Genomic DNA, 16,052 nt, shown 5'->3' on the forward strand with positions numbered 1-16,052 from the left:
TTAGCCCATTAGCGCTTACAATATTTATTAATAGCTGTTACGACCTGCCATTACGCCGCCGTCAATATCCCATACTGCACCTGTGACCCAAGCGGCTTTGTCGCTTAGTAAAAACGCAATGGTATTGGCGACATCTTCGCTTGTACCTACACGGCCAATTGGGTGGAAACTGTTAAAGCCTTGTAGGGCATCGTTTACTTGTGCTTTAGGAATAAAACCTTCGTAAATTGGCGTTTGTACAACCGCTGGCGATACTGCATTAACGCGAATGTTATGCGCGGCTAATTCCATTGCTAAATGTTGAGTTAGCGCATGTAAGCCCGCTTTAGCCATTGAATACGCTGACGATGGTGTAGCTGCAATAGCTTGCTTACCCCACATAGAACCCACATTTACAATGGCGCCTGCGCGTTTTGCTGCCACTAAATTAGCGGCTACTTTTTGTGTAATAAAAAATAGTGCGCGGTTAATTTGCATGTACTGATCGTAATCAGCCGCTTCGTGCTCTAAAAATGGTTTAGGGAAAAACACACCGGCCGCATTTACCAGTAAATCCACGTCTGCGTGGTCTTGTGAAAGTGTGTTAATTAAGTTTTGCACGCCTTCGTCGCTGGTTAAATCAGCGGTTAACACCTCAACAGTTCCTAAAGCTGATAACTGCTCTTTTGCTGCTCGGGCTTTTTCTTTACGGTGGCCAACAATAACAGCGTGGCCGCCTTGCTCTAAAATTAATCGAGCTGTTTCAAAACCCATTCCGCTAGTACCACCAATAACGAGTAATTTTTTACCTAAAAATTGCTTAGTCATGTTTATTGCTCCAAGCGCCACTAAGCGCTGTATTTGTTATATAAATAAAAAGTATTGGGTTGCCTAATAGCAAGTAACTTGCTGGTAGGCTTGGCGGTATTTTTTACTTATTTACTTGCTTTAACAAACGAGATAATCTGAATCATCAGTAAAGAAAAAGTTTATCGTATGAAATCACCTATACACCTCAATGCATTAAAAGCGTTTGAAGCAAGCGCAAGGCACCAAAGTTTTTCAGCGGCAGCTGAAGAGCTAAATGTAACGCCTGCAGCCGTTGGACAGCTGGTAAAAACATTAGAAGAGTGGCTCGACACGCCGCTGTTTCATAGAATGAGCTCAGGTAAAACACGGCTAGTAACCACCGAAACCGCGCAAAGTGCCCTGCCACTAATACGCGAAGGCTTTGATAAACTTGCCCAAGGGCTAGACATTTTAAAAGACAACGCCATAAGTGGCGCGTTAACAGTGGCAGTAAGCCCCGCATTTGCCGCCAAGTGGTTATTACCTAGGTTGCATTTCTTTCAAGAGATATGCTCGCAAACCAGTGTAAATTTAAATACTAATTTAAAACCTGTTGATTTTACTGAGCAGCGTATAGATATAGGCATACGCTTTGGTGTAGGCACTTGGCAAGGCTTGAACGCAGAAAAACTAATGGATGAAGAGGTATACCCTGTATGCTCACCTAAGTTTTTAGAAGACTCAAACCGCTTAAACACCATAGATAAATTATTGAACGAAACCCTAATACACGATCAATCAATGGATGACCATACGGGTTTTCCGTCTTGGTCGGCGTGGTTAAAAAAAGCCGGAGTAACAGGCCCTTTAACCACTAAAAGCATTCAAATAAATAACTCAGCGGCTGTATTGCAATCAGCTATTGACGGCCACGGTGTGGCTTTAGCGCGCAGTGTAATGGCTAAAGATGACCTAGCCGCAGGGCGATTAGTCAGGTTGTTCCCTAATATTTATTTTGAATCACCATTGGCGTATTACGTTATTTACCGCCCCGAATCTGCTGAACTGCCAAGAATACACGCATTTAAAGAATGGCTGTTTAAAGAGGTAGAAAACCCGTGGGCTAAAAGAGATTAAAGCTCAGGAGTACTTTGATAAAATACAGCAATAAAGAAAATATTTACCATGGTAAAAGATAATCTCTGTGGTTAAGTACGTTCATTCCCCGTAAGCTTTCGCTCCAAGTTAGCCACTTTAATGACTAAAGTGGCGTTTAATTAGGAGTAAACATTATGTCACAAGTAAGAGTAACGCCATGGCAAGATGGCGAGCAAGCCCCAGCCGAACTACTAGCCGAAATGCAAGGTCGTCGTCCAAACGGTGAACTAATAGGCATAGATAGAGTACTACTAAAAAGCTTTCCTTTAGCTAAAGGCTGGAATGAGCTGTTAGGGCGCGTTAGAGCAAACTTTGGCTTATCGCTTGAGTATCGCGAACTTATTATGCTGCGTGTAGCGGTATTAAACAAAGCCGATTTTGAATGGAATGTGCACTACCCTGCATACATACAGGCTGGCGGTAGCGATGAAAAAGCAACGGCTCTTAAAAGTGTGGTAGTAAATGCTGAGTTATTCTCTGAGCAGGAGCTGGCTTTGCTTGAGCTTACTGAGCAATCAACCACTAAAGTAAATGTTGATGGCGACGTTATTGAACGTTTAAAAGCACTATTTGGTGAAACGCAAACAGTAGAAGCGGTAGCAACTGTTGCTGCTTACAACATGGTATCGCGCTTTTTAGTGGCGTTAGACATTTAAATACCTCAACCATAAATTGCTTTTAAGCGCCTTGAATACTTTTAGAAAAGTGAAATCATGGAAAAATTAAACGCTATAGACTCAGATAGGCTTGAGCAAAGCGACCCTCAAGTTCAAACAGCTAACTTATGGCGTTTAATGTTAGCCCAGGCACTTTCTGGAGCTAATAGCGTTGCGCTATATGCAACAGGTGCGGTAGTGGGCAGCTTGCTTGCTCCTACTGCACTTTTAGCCACTTTACCTGTTTCTATTTTTGTTTTAGGAATGGCGTTGTGTGTTTTACCCGCCGGTGAATTAGCACGAAAATATGGCCGGCGTGCAGCCTTTATGGCAGGCACTGGCGCGGGTGTTTTAACCGGACTATTAGCGACTATTGCGTTGTATATAGACAGCTTTTGGCTGTACTGTTTGTCTGCGCTATTGGGCGGCGCTTATGCGGCAGTGGCTTTGTCATTTCGGTTTGCTGCAACCGATGGCGTGCCCGAAAATAAACGCCCGCAAGCGCTTTCTATGGTAATGGCCGGTGGCGTAGCTGCAGGTGTTATTGGCTCGCAGTTAGTTACGCATACCATGCACCTGTGGTCAGACAAAATGTTTGCTGCCACATTTATTGCGCAAGCCATTGTCGCGGCTCTCGCTGGTGTTATTTTGTTTGGCGTTAAATTGGCTAAGCCTTTAGCAAATCAAGCATATTCAGGAAGACCATTGAGAACAATTGCTTTGCAACCACGATTTATAAGCGCGGTTATTTGTGGTGCAGCATCGTATATGGTGATGAACTTTTTAATGACATCAGCACCTTTGGCAATGCATATGCACGGGCATAGCCAAGAGTCAGCAAACTTAGGAATGCAGTGGCATGTTATTGCTATGTATGCACCTAGCTTTTTTACCGGTAAGCTCATTGCACGTTTTGGGGCTGCTCGTATTTCTGTTTTTGGTATTATTTTAACTGCAATTTCAGCAGCTATAGGCTTTTTAGGTGAAGGTGTATATCACTTTTACGCGCTATTAATTTTGTTAGGCATAGGTTGGAACTTTGGCTTTTTAGGGACATCCGCATTAGTGCTAGAAACGCACAAGCCAGAAGAAAAAAACCGTGCTCAATCGTTTAGTGACTTTATAGTGTTTGGCTTAATGGCGGTAGGCTCTTTTTCATCAGGTGGGTTATTAAGTGCGTACGGTTGGCACACCGTTTTATGGGCGTCGTTTGTGCCTTTATTACTAGCCGTTATTGTTCTGATATTAACCAAAAAATACCAAGCCAATTTTAGCGAGCAAGCTTAAACACACTAACTGCCCTACAAGCCGCTTTTATTAGCAAGCTAAAGTTTACTTTTATTTTTTGTGGCGCGGCTGTTTTATATGAAATATAAACTCAATTAAAATTAAAATGACACCCATCTTAAATTCTTCACAATAATATAATTTATTTAAGATGACACCCACTTTAATTATTTCAAAAAATCGACTTAATTAAATGCCTAATTTAAAAACACGTAAGCTCAAGGCATATTAAAAGGCATATACTGCGGTTATTTTAAAAATGTGCTGCTATTTATGTAGTTAACTAAATTTAGGGCACGCTGAAACCAGCATTTAGGCTGTTTTTTAAATGAAAGAAGGGTTTTTTAGGCTAGTAGCTTTTCGCAATTACTAAAATTAACTCGTCGCTTTTTATTTAAATGATCGCAGTAACTTACATGTGATTGCGGCTTACCTACAGCGCCATGAAATACGCGTCTAAAGTCTTTTGTGAGTTTTAACCAGTTCTCTGGTGCTATGTTTACTCTTTCTAATAAAGGGAGCTGAGTGTTTTCAATAAACCCAGGTTTGTCATCGCGAATAATACTCCCCGTAAGCTCAACTAATTCTAGGTAATATTTAAGCTCGAACGGTAAACCTTTAGGCATAAATTTACAGGGTTTACCTGCAAATTTTAAAAGTTGTTTGGGTTGCTTTGCGTTTTTAGCGCCCTGAATGCGCTTTTGCACGCTGGTGAAGTTTGAGCACTCGGGGGTTTTAGCTACTTTTGCTCTTATTGGGTTTAAATCAACGTAAGCCATACAAGCTGCAAGGGCTGCCTCATCAAGAAGAGCTTGTGATTTAAAACGCCCTTCCCAAAATCGGCCAGTGCATTCGTCTTCTTTATTTGCTTTACGAGCAATGTGTTCGTTTAAAACTCGCATAAACCAGCTAATGCTAGATAACCTTTCTCTGTATTGAATAATAGTTTGGCTTAAAAAGTATCGCTCTGTACTGCTTAGCTCCTCACCTTGTAAAAATTTTTGTGTTAGTGGTGTACCTTTACATAGCTTATGCCAGCGCAGCACTATGGCTTTGTCATTCAATCTATTTGCTTTTTTATCATCAACATAAAGCACAATATGGGTGTGATTACTCATAACTGCATAAGCACATATATCAATACAAAATATTTTAGCGAGGCTAAATAGTTTTTGCTCTACCCAGCTCCTTCGATGTTCATAAGATTTACCCGTTAATGAATCCTCGCCGCATAGATAGGCATGGCGTACACAGCGCGAAATACAGTGATAATATTTTGTATCTGCCAAACTGATTTGGCGTTTTCTTGCAATAGCCATGTAGCACCTAGCTTTTGATGAACCAATTAAAAAAGTAGATGCTTATTGCGTAAAGTGCAAAAATAAAGGTGGGTGTCATTGTAAAAAGTAAAATTTCACTCGGGATTTTTTTCATATTTAGTTAAGCTTTAGCTTAGCTAAACATAATCATTAGCCTAATTTAGGAGTTTACGTGTTAGAAGCGTTATTTGTTTATGGTACCTTGTGCCCAGGGCATCCGAACGAGCATATTCTTGCCAATATTGGCGGTACGTTTGAGCAAGGCAGTGTGGTTGGCAATTTAATTAACGAGGGCTGGGGCGCCAAAATGGGCTTTCCTGCACTGGTATTAGACGAAACAGGCCAAGAGATAAATGGCTATGTGTTTAGCTCAACTAATTTAAAAGATCATTGGCATGTGCTCGATGAATTTGAAGGCGATGCGTACTCACGCATTTTAACGCAAATAAAATTGTTAAACGGCGAATACGTTCAGGCAAATGTATATGCTCTTAACGTTAAGTAATTTATATAGCAGCGCTTTTTAAGCTAAAGCGCTGCTATGATTTTTTAATTAACTGCAAAATCGCGAGTTTCTAAATAGCTTGGTACGCTTTTAAAACAGGCCTTTAGCTTACTTGCAAGCGCTGTGGTTACTGGCGCATCACATTTTAACTGGCCATTATATTTTCCGTTAGTTAGTGCTACTAAACTGAGTGAGTCATAGCTTGGTTTACTTTGTATTTTATGAATCACCACCCCCTGCTCTGCTGAAACCTTTATTAAATTAAACTCTTCTTTTTCAGGTTGTGTTATAGCGAGCTTTTTTACATATAACGGATTTTTAAAGGTCAGCTTTGTCGAAAACAAAGCCGTACCTCCGCGCTCAAAATGGCCATTAAACACAGTGGTATTTAATGTGGGTGTCAGCTTATTTATTAATAAATTCAAATCAAATTTGGTTGGTAAAATGGTGATCTGACTTTGTTTTTTTAGTGACTCGTTTAGTGCTTTTTTGATTATTTTAAGATGGGTGTCATTGGTAGTTACTTCGTACACTACTTGGTAGTTGTGTGGGGGGGCGTATAACGGCATGTGGCTGGCAAGTACTTTATCGCCGGCTAATATAAGCGCCATGCCATGAAAGCCATTATAGCTGTGGGTTTTGTGTGATTTGTGTTGAGGTGTATTTGAGTGCGCTGCACTCGATAATAAAATAAAAATTAGCAGTATGTGTTTCATGTTAATGCTCAAAAATAAATATAGCGTCACTATAAGCTGATTTATATATATAAATAATCGATAATAAGTTATTAGTTGTTTCCTTTTAATCAATACGGTTTGGCGCTATGCATTTAGATGACATTGAAAAAGTAATTCATATGGCGAGTTCGCAAAACCTGCACACAACCGCTAAGCATTTTAATATTACCCCAGGGGCGCTGTCTAAAACGCTAAAAAAGGTTGAGGCAAACTTAGCCACTGAGCTGTTTAATCGTGTGGGCAAAACCTTAGTACTTAATGATAAAGGCAAAGAGTTTGTTAAGCACAGTAGCGATTTAGTTCATAATTACCAGCAGCTTACTAGCCGCTTTAAAAGCAATAATCATAAATTTAATGCGGTTATTGCAGGCCCTGCCATTTTACTTAAAAGTGGCCTTAAAAAGCTGCTTACACCCCTGAGCAACCTGCCCTGCTCGGTACGTATTAATAATGTGTTTGAAGGTGAAGCCATAAGCCAAGTTGCATCAGGCGCTGCCCATATTGCGCTAGTAACTCGTGAGGCATTAAATAACAGCTCACACGCTAATTTAGTGGCGGTTGATGTATTAAATACTGGGTTTAGTGTGGCTGCGCATGCTTCGCATCAGCTAGTACAAACTGGCTCTTTAACGCTTAATAAAAATCAATTACTAGAGCTTGCTTTTGCATGCCCATTGTTTTCACCCCTGTGCGGCCTTGAGCAAGGAGTAGGCTCCGACGGCTGGCAAGATGATACTGCACCGCGCAATATTGTATTTAGATGTAGCGATTACAGTGCATTAATAGAGGTGGTACAAAGTGGCTTGGCCTTGGCGTATTTACCTAACTTTGTGATTGACGATTTAGGGCTTACAAAATTAACTGTAAAGGGGGTTAACAGTCACTACAGTGAAAGCATTGTAATGACATACAAACCTTCAAAGGCCGATGGTTGGCTTAATAAACTTATGCACTCTTTATAAAAAAGCGCTTAAAAATATAAAGCGCCTTAACCACTACATTAAGACGCTTTAGGATGAAAACTTTAATTTGCTAGCTATTAAAAGTTATACGCTAGCGACATTTTAAATTGAGTTGGCGCGCCTGGGTAAACCCATAAAGCGTTGTAGCTGCTTTCGGCGTAATCTTCATCAAAAATGTTATTAACACTTATATTAAGCTCGGTTTGCTCGGTTAAGTTAACGTTGCCAAACACGCCTACTAATTGGTAGCTCGGTAACCTAAAGCTTAAATCGGCGGCATCACCTAAACGGCTGCTGGTGTATTGGTAACTTGCACCAAACTCAAGCTCTTTGCCCATTAATGCTGTTTGGTGGCTAAGCGTAAGGTTTAAGTTATTTTTTGGTACATTAACCAGCGGGCTGCCTTTTTCAATTGGCACGCCCCAATCGGCATTAATAATGTCGTTTGCTGTGGTGGCATCTATATAGGCGTACGATAAGTTAAACGCCGTTGCATCAGTAATATAGGTATTTACATCAAGCTCAAACCCTTTACTATCGGCTTTACCAATAGGCGCTGAGAATCCAACGTATACAGGGTCTGCCACTAACATATTACTTTTAGACGCATCAAAAAATGCCACAGTACCGTTTATGCCTAAGTATTCAAACTTAGCGCCAACCTCAAACGAGTCACTGTATTCAAAACCAAACGGGTCGCCGCTTGCATCTGTGCCGCTCAGTGGTAAAAAGCCTTCTGAGTAACTGCTGTAAAAAGTGATTGCGTTATTTAGCTCGTACACTACGCCAACACGCGGGCTTACTTGGCTTTCAGAGCTGGTCGAAAACACGCCGCTGTTGGTTTCTAAAATATCTTGGTCTACGCTGTCAAACCTTAGGCCCACTAATAGCTTAAATTTGTCGGTAATATCCATTTGGTCTTGAACATAAATACCGTACGCCTTTTGCTCTTCGTCGTTTTCGTAAAGCAGGCTTACTGCTGGGCGTTCAACATCGTAGTTTGGCTCAAAAATATCAACGGTATAAGTGCCGTTACCGCCTCGATAGCGAGAAAGCGCAGTGCGTAAGTCGTACTTGTATGCATCGGCACCTATTAATAAATGGTGCGTAATACCGGCTGTGTCTACACTGCCGCTTAGCTCAAACTTTACACTTAAATCTTCTACTTCGTAGTCGCGATAACGCTGCTGGCGAGTAAGTGTGCGGCCATCGTCAAATAACGATTGGCGCGATGGCGAAAGCTCAGCATCTGACGAAAACCCCGTTAACGTAGAGCTGCGGTAGTTTGCACCGGCCACTAACGACCATTCATCGTTGATATCGTGATTTAAAGTAATTTGGTGCCCGCGTGAATACACCTGCGTGTCGCCATCGTTTGGGTTACCTAAATAACGCGAGCTTGGTACGGTGTCAAAATCGTTATCGAGTACGACAACACCACGGTCAAATAACTGCGCTAAATCTACGTATTCAAACTCATAAGTCACACTGGTTGATGCGTTTATTTGATGATAAATAGACGGCGTAACTACCTTTTTATTGGTGTACACCTCATCGCGGTAGCTGTCGCTATCTTGCCATGCGCCATTTATTCTAAACGCGGTGGTATCGTTAATGCCGTTTGTGTAATCGCCTTCAACGCGATTAAAACTGTCGCTGCCTAAGCTTAGTTTTAGCTCACCTTGCGGCTCAAACTGAGGTTTTTTAGTCACAATATTTACAGTACCGCCGGGCTCTGAGCGCCCATAAAGTGCTGAGCCCGGGCCTTTTAGTACTTCAATGTAATCAATGTTAGATACATCACGCGGGCCGCTAAAACCACGGCCACCGCTAAAGCCATTTATTAAATAGCTCGATGGCATGTTTTCGTTACCCGAAAGACCCCGAATAGAAAAGCTATCCCATAATGCGCCACTGTTATTTTTACGCGAAATACTGGCCGAAAAATCGAGCGCGTCTTGTAATTTAGTAATGCCTTTTTGATCAAGCGCAGCACTGCTAACACTTACAATAGATTGCGGCATTTGTTTTTGTGGAATGTCGCCACGATATGCTTGTTTATAAATAACCGATATTTTTTCAATTTCGTCGTTTTGCTCTTGCGCCACTGTTTGCACACTTATGCCTAAGCAGGCTAAATAAATTAAAGAATACTTCATGATAATAGGGAAATCGAAGGTGTTATATTATAACAATAAGTTTAACATGTGTTACTTTATAACAAAACAACTTTTTAAAAAATCACAGAGCGATTAATTAATGCACTAGCGACTGCTCTGTCATCACGTTAGTATGGAGATCTCTTTAGGTTACATAACGATAATTACATGAGTATAAAAACAAACGCGTTAATCTATTTTTTAGCCTTTTGCAGTGGCTTTTGCATTATGGGTATTGAGCTATTAGGCGGGCGTATTTTAGCGCCTTTTTTTGGCAGTAGTGTACACATTTGGGGCAGCATAATTACCGTATTTATGCTTAGCCTTTCTTTTGGGTATTTACTCGGCGGTAAGCTAAGTACTAAAAATGCATCGCTTACAAAATATGGCTTAATATTTTTAACTGCCAGTATTATGGTGGTGCCTATTGCGCTTTTTTCGCAGCCAATAATGGAGTTTATTTTTACCCACATCGAAGATACACGCTACGGCTCGTTACTTGCCTCTACGGCTTTGTTTTTTATTCCTACCGTTATTTTAGGCATGATCTCGCCTTACTCGGTGCGTTTATTAGTCACCGACAGCCATAAAAGTGGCCAAGTTGCGGGTATTTTATATTTTGTAAGCACGTTGGGTAGCGCCTTAGGGACTATTATTACCTCGTTTTACTTTGTATTGGCGTTTGATGTAAATACCATTATAAGTGCCTTTGCGTTAACCTTGGCCCTTTTAGGTGTGCTGGCAATTACTGTTAATAGCCTTGCTGGTAATAAGGAGCTTGCCCATGCGTAACTGTTTATTATTTTTAGCGGTACTGTTTTCGGTTGCGGCGCACAGTAATGTAGTGCACGAGGAGCGTTCTTTATATCGCAATATTATTGTTGATGAAACACATGACCTACGCTGCTTAAAATTTAATACAAAAAGTAGCCAAACCAGCCAAAGCTGTATGTATAAAAACAACCCCGACAAACTTGTTTTTAACTATACTAAACTTACGTTTGCCAGCCTTTTAGTAACCGACAACCCTAAAAATGTGCTTATTATTGGCCTAGGTGGCGGTACGCTTTCTAATGTCATTCATGCGCTTTACCCTGCAGCTAAAATTCATAATGTTGAAATAGATCCCGCCGTTTTAAAAGTAGCCCGTAACTATTTTAACTTTATAGAAAACGATGCGGTCACCTCAAGCGTGCAAGACGGGCGTATATTTATAAAGCGCGCAGCCATTAAAAAGCAAAAGTACGATTGGATTATTCTTGATGCGTTTAACGGCGATTATATTCCTGAGCACTTACTCACCAAAGAGTTTTTTGAAGAGGTACAAAGCGTATTGGCCGAGGGCGGTGTAATTGCCGCTAATACGTTTTCGAGCAGTAAATTATACGAACATGAGTCGGCAACTTACCACGCCGTGTTTGGCGATTTTATTAACGTAAGCCGTGCTAATCGCTCTAACCGTATTATTTTAGCGGGTGTAAACTCTATGCCTACTGAGGCGCAAATTAATAAGCGTATTAAAGCACTTAACCCGCGTTTAAAAAAATACGATGTAGATTTAAAAGCAATTAGTACTTACATGCAAAGTACCAAAAACAAGCAAGATTGGCCTGCCAATACAAAAGTGCTTACCGATCAGTACTCCCCTGCTAACCTCCTTAATTTTTAAATCCACAAATTTATGTAGCCCCAGCTTTGGGGCTTTTTTATTTGCAACCCCTCTCAATATTTACTTAGCACGCTAACTAATGCTAAAATACTTAGCATGCTAACTAATTTGAGATGGTTATGACTACTCAAAAACCTTTTCACGAAACGCTCGATTTAACCATTATTGGTAACATGGGGCGGGTTCATAGGCTGTGCCGCGAGGCCATCACTTTAGCTGTAGAACCTTTAGGGCTTACGCAATCGCGTTGGACGGCGCTAACCCATATAAATATGTTGGGCGAGGGCATAACACAGCTTGAGCTTGCGCAGAGTTTAGGAATAGAAATGCCCTCGCTTACCCGCACATTAAAGCAATTAGAAGAGCAGCTTTTAATTACCCGTAAAGTTGATGAGCACGATAAACGCAGTAAAAAAATTTACTTTACCGAGCAAGGTGGCGCAATTTTACAGTCGCTAAACGAAAAACTCATTGATATTAAAAGCCAGCTATACAGCGGGCTAAGCACACAGCAACTCGATGCGCTTGCTTATGGCATCGTCAATATGGAAAAAAACGCACTAAACTGTATTAAAAATCAAAGTAAAGAGTAAGAGACACAATGACACCAGATCAAAAATTTACTCGTTATGTAAGGCTTTCGTTAGCGGGTTTTGTTGTTATATTTATTTACTATTTAATTGCCGACATGTTTATGCCGGTAACGCCGCAAGCGCGGGTTTATCATCCTGTGGTGCAAATTGCCCCGCAAATAAGTGGCCGTGTTACTAAGGTATTGGTTAATAATAATCAAACCGTAAAGGCTGGCGATGTATTGTTTGAAATAGACTCAGGCCCTTATAAATTAGCGCTAGAGCAGGCACAGCTTGCCCTTGACGACGCCAAATTACAAAACAAACGTTTAGACACCAATGTAAAAGCACTGGAGGCGCAAATTTCGGCGGCCAAGGCAAAGCTGCACGAACAGCAATTACTAAATAACCGTGGCGAAGCATTATTTAAGCAGCGCTCTATTTCAGAGCAAGAGCTTGAAAGCATTAAAGCTAACTTTGAAGCAAGTAAATCAAATGTCGCCTCATTAGAAGCGCAATTGGCAGAAGCAGTACTTGCCCGCGGCGAAAGCGGCGCGCAAAACTTAGCGCTTCGCCATGCTGCAAACCAATTAGCACAAGCCGAGCTTAACTTATCGTACACCCAAGTACGTGCGCTAAGCGCTGGTGTGGTTTCTAACTTACAACTACTAGATGGCGCATATGCGGTAACGGGTAGCCCGCTTTTAGCAATTGTGGCTAATAAGGCCGACCTTGTTGCCGATTTTAGAGAAAAATCATTACTAAATATGAAACCAGGTAGTTTGGCGCGAGTGGTATTTGATAGCCGCCCAGGTGAGGTTTACAACGCGCATATAAGCACGTTTGAGGCAGGCGTAAGCGATGGGCAACTCAGTGCAAATGGCTCGCTTAGTAGTACCGAAACCAGTAATCGTTGGGTGCGCGATGCTCAGCGCCAGCGTATTCATTTAGTGATGCCAGATAATGCTAAATTAATTGCTAATATGCCAAGTGGTGCGCGTGCCACTGTGCAACTATTGCCAGAGTCAACAATTGGGCAGTGGTTAGCGTCGGCTCAAATTAGGTTTATTAGCTGGCTACACTACATTTATTAATGGAGGCCGTATGACTCAAGCTGTTAGCCAAGCACCGCAATTAGACTCAAACGGTTTACGCCAAGCGCTGCGCATAGCCGGTGGCTGCACCATAGGGTTTACTATTAGTAAATTAATGAACTGGCCATACGGTATATTTTTTACTGTTTACCCTATGTTGCTACTTGGTTTAGTGCCGGTGTTAAATAAAAGCATTGTGCGCCAGTTTTTAGCCAGTGCCGCCATTAGTATTCCAATGGTTTTAATTATGCAGGGCTTGTTTTCGCACCTTCCGGTACTGATGACCATTATTGTATTTTTAGCGTTTTGCTTTTTGTTTTATCAAATGAGCTCAGGCGCGGCTTTTTTATTTGGCGCACTAGGCGTGGTTGGGTTGTCGATTCAGCTGCATTTTTCAAGCTATGTAACCGGTACAAGTAGTGTATACCCGCTTATTTTAAGTAATGGTTTGGCTACTGTTCTCTCTATTGTTATAGCGTTTGTTATGCATGGTGTTTTTCCCGATGTAACCGCGCGTGCCGTGAGGGCGGTACCCGCTAAAGCTAAAGAAAGCATTCGCCATGAGGTATTATTATGCGCAACGGTTGCTACGCTTTCGTTTGTGGCGTTTCAAGTCCTCGATTTACAAGATTCAATATCGGCGCAAGCCTCATCGGTATTAATTTTGTTTTCGCTGTGCTGGAAAGCCGCAGGTATGGCTGGTTGGCAGCGCGCTATTGGTACATTAATTGGCTGTAATGCTGCTTTATTGGCGCAAGTGTTATTGTATAATCACTCTGACTTTTTGTTGTTTCCGGTGCTTATACTGTGGACGTTATCGTTCGTATTTAGCCGTTTTCATATTATTGGTGGCGGCGCTCCGGGCATAGGATTTGGAGTGTTAACCACGTTTGGTATTTTGTTTGGCAACTCACTAGGCCCCGGGCAAGACCTTGTTTATAGCGCCATGTATCGCTTTAGCTCTGTTGCGGTGGCTATTGTGGCCAGTCTATCTGCGGTGTATGTAATGCACCATATATTAAATCGCTTTAGTGCCACCCGCCATCATACCTACGAATAGCCCACTCACGCCTACGGTTAACTATTAGCTGTAGGCGTAAATTAAGCATACTTTACTGTAAAGCCATATAAACTTAGTGAGTTATAACTTAATGTTACCGCGCAGGGCTTTGGTTTGTCCATGTTTGGTTTTTTTATCCATGCGCTTGCGCTGCGAGTTACGGCTTGGCTTGGTTGCGCGGCGGGCTTTATTTACCTTGGTTGCACTTAAAATTAAATCTTTTAAACGTTTTAGTGCATCTTCTCGGTTAAGCTCTTGGGTGCGAAAGCTTTGGGCTTTAATTACCACCACGCCCTCTTTGGTGATCCGAGAGTCGTTTAGCTTTAATAAACGTTCTTTGTAAAAATCGGGTAACTTTGAGCGGTTAATATCAAAGCGTAAATGAATGGCGCTGGCTACTTTGTTAACGTTTTGGCCACCGGCACCTTGCGAACGTATAGCAGTTAGCTCTAGTTCCCATTCATCTATAGTGACAGTATTTGAAATAGTTAACATTACGTTCAGCTCTTATCGACAAAAATGCAGTATAACATTTGTAACTATATTTGTGCTGAATCAGCTTAAGTTATAGAACTTTAAAGTATTTATACTACTTTATAGCCTAAATACAGCTAATACTTTAGTTATGTATTGGCAAGCGCTTACATTTAGTTTTTAATGGCTTTAATTAAATAATAGGAAACGCCCAATGAAAAAAATAATTTTATCACTTAGCTTATTAGCAATGAGTTTTTCAAGCCTTGCTGAAGATATTAGCGAAGGCCAATTACAAAGCTACATGAAAGCACTGCCGGCTGTTTCTAGCTGGGCTAGCAGCCAAGATTCGTTAAAAAACCTAGATTTAGCAAGCATGCTTGGTGGCTCTGCTGATCAAAATGTTGAAGAGCAAAGCTCTCTTGCTAATAGCGCATTAAGCATGATTAAAGAGCAAGGCTTATATAAAAGCTTTGCCGATATTACTAACCGTTACGGTTTTTCGCCTGAAGAGTTAGTATCTGTTGGCTCAGAAGTATCTATGGCTTACATCGAAAACCTTAAATCGGGTCTTTCAGCAGAAAACCAAGAAACAGCAAATAAAGTAATGGGTGGCCTGCAAAGCCTTAAAAGTGCTAAAAGCAGTGACGCTAGCTCGTTAATGGGCTCGTTTGGTAAGGCTTCAAGCGCGGCTGAAGAATCTACAGACCCACTAGTAAGCGAAAACAACCTTGAGCTTGTGAGCGAGTACATGCCACAGCTGCAAAAGATTTTTGCACTACTATAATTTTACAAATAACCTAAACGTAGGTTAAGTAAACACGTACATAAAGGGTGGCATTTGCCACCTTTTTTAATGCCTAAAATTTAAAAACCTTACGACATTTTACGAATTGTACTCAGCGGTGCTATTCGTAAAATCCAATGCAGGAATGCCCACGGCCAGCTTGGTACAAAGCTGTTGGCTTTTTCTTTATTTATTGCTTTTACCAGTGCTTTGCAGCCAGTTTCGGTATCAACAATAAACGGCACTGTTTTCACTTTTTCGTTTATTTCGCTTCTTATAAAACCTGGATGTACACAGCTTACTTTTATAGGCGTGTGCATTACATCTATGCGTATGCCCTCACTTAATGAGGTAATAGCCGCTTTAGTGGCGGCGTAAACGGTCATGGCGCGCCTAAAACCACGTACAGCACTAATAGATGAAATAGTCACTAAATGACCATGGTTTTGCGCTCTAAAAATTTCCATTGCGGCCTCAGCCTGCGCAAGTGCGGCCACAAAGTTAGTTTGTGCGGTTTGTTTGTTGGCATTGAAATAACCCGTACCAATAGAAGCCCCTTTGCCCATACCAGCATTTATAATCACTCTATCAAGGCCGTTAAGCTCATCTTTAAAGGCGTTAAATACGCTAAATACTTGCTCGTGGTCGTTAACATCAAGCACTTTTATGCTAATGGTTATATTTGGGTTTATTTGTTCAAGCTCACTTTTTAGCTGCTCTAATAGCTCAAAGCGCCGAGCACATAAAGCAAGATTACAACCTTGTTTTGCAAACTCTTTTGCCATGCCTTTGCCTAAGCCTGAACTTGCACCTGTTATTAGTATGTTTTTGCGCATAATTAGCTC

17 protein-coding genes are annotated in these 16,052 nt (G+C 41.4%); 11 read left to right on the forward strand and 6 right to left on the reverse strand.

The annotated features are described in order from the left end of the window. Positions 1-27: 27 nt before the first annotated feature. Positions 28-807, reverse strand: coding sequence for an SDR family oxidoreductase (locus MTF68_RS07105; RefSeq protein WP_096042629.1), 780 nt, complete (start codon positions 805-807; stop codon positions 28-30). A 168-nt stretch (positions 808-975) separates the two neighbouring features. Here MTF68_RS07105 and gcvA point away from each other — a divergent pair, with 168 nt between their 5' ends. The 3 genes from gcvA (at position 976) to MTF68_RS07120 (ending at position 3,869) form a co-directional block, all read left to right on the forward strand. Further along, the gene (gene gcvA / locus MTF68_RS07110; RefSeq protein ID WP_248462087.1) at positions 976-1,905 is read left to right on the forward strand and encodes a transcriptional regulator GcvA; all 930 of its coding nucleotides are present in this window, start codon (positions 976-978) and stop codon (positions 1,903-1,905) included. Positions 1,906-2,060: 155 nt separating this feature from the next. After that, on the forward strand, positions 2,061-2,582 hold the full coding sequence (locus tag MTF68_RS07115) for a carboxymuconolactone decarboxylase family protein (RefSeq protein WP_096042631.1): 522 nt from the start codon (positions 2,061-2,063) through the stop codon (positions 2,580-2,582). A 57-nt stretch (positions 2,583-2,639) separates the two neighbouring features. Beyond that, positions 2,640-3,869 carry an MFS transporter gene (locus tag MTF68_RS07120; protein WP_248462088.1) on the forward strand — a complete coding sequence of 410 codons (1,230 nt, stop codon included), beginning with the start codon at positions 2,640-2,642 and terminating at the stop codon, positions 3,867-3,869. A 344-nt stretch (positions 3,870-4,213) separates the two neighbouring features. Here MTF68_RS07120 and MTF68_RS07125 read toward each other — a convergent pair whose 3' ends face one another. Further along, positions 4,214-5,188, reverse strand: coding sequence for a transposase (locus MTF68_RS07125; protein WP_248462089.1), 975 nt, complete (start codon positions 5,186-5,188; stop codon positions 4,214-4,216). Between the two features lie 172 nt (positions 5,189-5,360). Here MTF68_RS07125 and MTF68_RS07130 point away from each other — a divergent pair, with 172 nt between their 5' ends. Continuing rightward, entirely contained in the window at positions 5,361-5,693 is a 333-nt protein-coding gene (locus MTF68_RS07130; RefSeq protein ID WP_029771802.1) for a gamma-glutamylcyclotransferase family protein, read from the forward strand. Between the two features lie 44 nt (positions 5,694-5,737). Here the strand turns inward: MTF68_RS07130 and MTF68_RS07135 are convergent, their stop codons facing one another. Further along, positions 5,738-6,409 carry a hypothetical protein gene (locus MTF68_RS07135; RefSeq protein ID WP_248462090.1) on the reverse strand — a complete coding sequence of 224 codons (672 nt, stop codon included), beginning with the start codon at positions 6,407-6,409 and terminating at the stop codon, positions 5,738-5,740. 107 nt (positions 6,410-6,516) lie between these two features. On the opposite strand from MTF68_RS07135, the gene MTF68_RS07140 reads away from it, so the two are divergent. Further along, the gene (locus MTF68_RS07140; RefSeq protein WP_248462091.1) at positions 6,517-7,392 is read left to right on the forward strand and encodes a LysR family transcriptional regulator; all 876 of its coding nucleotides are present in this window, start codon (positions 6,517-6,519) and stop codon (positions 7,390-7,392) included. 77 nt (positions 7,393-7,469) lie between these two features. Here MTF68_RS07140 and MTF68_RS07145 read toward each other — a convergent pair whose 3' ends face one another. Further along, a complete protein-coding gene (locus MTF68_RS07145) occupies positions 7,470-9,551 on the reverse strand; it encodes a TonB-dependent siderophore receptor (RefSeq protein ID WP_248462092.1) in 2,082 nt (693 codons plus the stop codon). Positions 9,552-9,719: 168 nt separating this feature from the next. Between MTF68_RS07145 and MTF68_RS07150 the strand changes: the two genes are divergently transcribed. From MTF68_RS07150 to MTF68_RS07170, 5 genes are all read left to right on the forward strand, one after another. Further along, on the forward strand, positions 9,720-10,343 hold the full coding sequence (locus tag MTF68_RS07150; protein WP_248462093.1) for a fused MFS/spermidine synthase: 624 nt from the start codon (positions 9,720-9,722) through the stop codon (positions 10,341-10,343). Further along, positions 10,336-11,220, forward strand: a complete 885-nt coding sequence (locus tag MTF68_RS07155) for a fused MFS/spermidine synthase (RefSeq protein ID WP_248462094.1) — start codon at positions 10,336-10,338, stop codon at positions 11,218-11,220. The genes MTF68_RS07150 and MTF68_RS07155 overlap by 8 nt, the downstream gene beginning before the upstream one ends. Positions 11,221-11,339: 119 nt before the next feature. Beyond that, positions 11,340-11,813, forward strand: coding sequence for a MarR family transcriptional regulator (locus MTF68_RS07160; RefSeq protein ID WP_054982034.1), 474 nt, complete (start codon positions 11,340-11,342; stop codon positions 11,811-11,813). A gap of 8 nt (positions 11,814-11,821) precedes the next feature. Further along, positions 11,822-12,886 carry an HlyD family secretion protein gene (locus MTF68_RS07165; protein ID WP_055254297.1) on the forward strand — a complete coding sequence of 355 codons (1,065 nt, stop codon included), beginning with the start codon at positions 11,822-11,824 and terminating at the stop codon, positions 12,884-12,886. A 10-nt stretch (positions 12,887-12,896) separates the two neighbouring features. Further along, entirely contained in the window at positions 12,897-13,946 is a 1,050-nt protein-coding gene (locus MTF68_RS07170) for a DUF2955 domain-containing protein (protein ID WP_004586263.1), read from the forward strand. An 81-nt stretch (positions 13,947-14,027) separates the two neighbouring features. On the opposite strand, the gene arfB is transcribed toward MTF68_RS07170, so the two are convergent. Next, positions 14,028-14,441 (reverse strand): alternative ribosome rescue aminoacyl-tRNA hydrolase ArfB, encoded by a 414-nt coding sequence (gene arfB, locus MTF68_RS07175; RefSeq protein ID WP_024033019.1) that lies wholly within the window; start codon positions 14,439-14,441, stop codon positions 14,028-14,030. 193 nt (positions 14,442-14,634) lie between these two features. Here arfB and MTF68_RS07180 point away from each other — a divergent pair, with 193 nt between their 5' ends. Further along, positions 14,635-15,207, forward strand: a complete 573-nt coding sequence (locus tag MTF68_RS07180; RefSeq protein ID WP_004586261.1) for a hypothetical protein — start codon at positions 14,635-14,637, stop codon at positions 15,205-15,207. An 89-nt stretch (positions 15,208-15,296) separates the two neighbouring features. Here the strand turns inward: MTF68_RS07180 and MTF68_RS07185 are convergent, their stop codons facing one another. Then, on the reverse strand, positions 15,297-16,043 hold the full coding sequence (locus tag MTF68_RS07185) for an SDR family oxidoreductase (protein ID WP_171036111.1): 747 nt from the start codon (positions 16,041-16,043) through the stop codon (positions 15,297-15,299). Between the last annotated feature and the right edge of the window lie 9 nt (positions 16,044-16,052).

It is taken from the genome of Pseudoalteromonas sp. 2CM37A (assembly GCF_023161885.1).
Lineage (GTDB): Bacteria > Pseudomonadota > Gammaproteobacteria > Enterobacterales > Alteromonadaceae > Pseudoalteromonas > Pseudoalteromonas atlantica.

What these genes read in the sequence shown, in the direction of transcription:
- MTF68_RS07105 (WP_096042629.1), bottom strand. Translation starts at nt 807, where the DNA reads ATGACTAAGCAATTTTTAGGTAAAAAATTACTCGTTATTGGTGGTACT.
- gcvA (WP_248462087.1), top strand. Translation starts at nt 976, where the DNA reads ATGAAATCACCTATACACCTCAATGCATTAAAAGCGTTTGAAGCAAGC.
- MTF68_RS07115 (WP_096042631.1), top strand. Translation starts at nt 2,061, where the DNA reads ATGTCACAAGTAAGAGTAACGCCATGGCAAGATGGCGAGCAAGCCCCA.
- MTF68_RS07120 (WP_248462088.1), top strand. Translation starts at nt 2,640, where the DNA reads ATGGAAAAATTAAACGCTATAGACTCAGATAGGCTTGAGCAAAGCGAC.
- MTF68_RS07125 (WP_248462089.1), bottom strand. Translation starts at nt 5,188, where the DNA reads ATGGCTATTGCAAGAAAACGCCAAATCAGTTTGGCAGATACAAAATAT.
- MTF68_RS07135 (WP_248462090.1), bottom strand. Translation starts at nt 6,409, where the DNA reads ATGAAACACATACTGCTAATTTTTATTTTATTATCGAGTGCAGCGCAC.
- MTF68_RS07140 (WP_248462091.1), top strand. Translation starts at nt 6,517, where the DNA reads ATGCATTTAGATGACATTGAAAAAGTAATTCATATGGCGAGTTCGCAA.
- MTF68_RS07145 (WP_248462092.1), bottom strand. Translation starts at nt 9,551, where the DNA reads ATGAAGTATTCTTTAATTTATTTAGCCTGCTTAGGCATAAGTGTGCAA.
- MTF68_RS07150 (WP_248462093.1), top strand. Translation starts at nt 9,720, where the DNA reads ATGAGTATAAAAACAAACGCGTTAATCTATTTTTTAGCCTTTTGCAGT.
- MTF68_RS07155 (WP_248462094.1), top strand. Translation starts at nt 10,336, where the DNA reads ATGCGTAACTGTTTATTATTTTTAGCGGTACTGTTTTCGGTTGCGGCG.
- MTF68_RS07160 (WP_054982034.1), top strand. Translation starts at nt 11,340, where the DNA reads ATGACTACTCAAAAACCTTTTCACGAAACGCTCGATTTAACCATTATT.
- MTF68_RS07165 (WP_055254297.1), top strand. Translation starts at nt 11,822, where the DNA reads ATGACACCAGATCAAAAATTTACTCGTTATGTAAGGCTTTCGTTAGCG.
- MTF68_RS07170 (WP_004586263.1), top strand. Translation starts at nt 12,897, where the DNA reads ATGACTCAAGCTGTTAGCCAAGCACCGCAATTAGACTCAAACGGTTTA.
- arfB (WP_024033019.1), bottom strand. Translation starts at nt 14,441, where the DNA reads ATGTTAACTATTTCAAATACTGTCACTATAGATGAATGGGAACTAGAG.
- MTF68_RS07180 (WP_004586261.1), top strand. Translation starts at nt 14,635, where the DNA reads ATGAAAAAAATAATTTTATCACTTAGCTTATTAGCAATGAGTTTTTCA.
- MTF68_RS07185 (WP_171036111.1), bottom strand. Translation starts at nt 16,043, where the DNA reads ATGCGCAAAAACATACTAATAACAGGTGCAAGTTCAGGCTTAGGCAAA.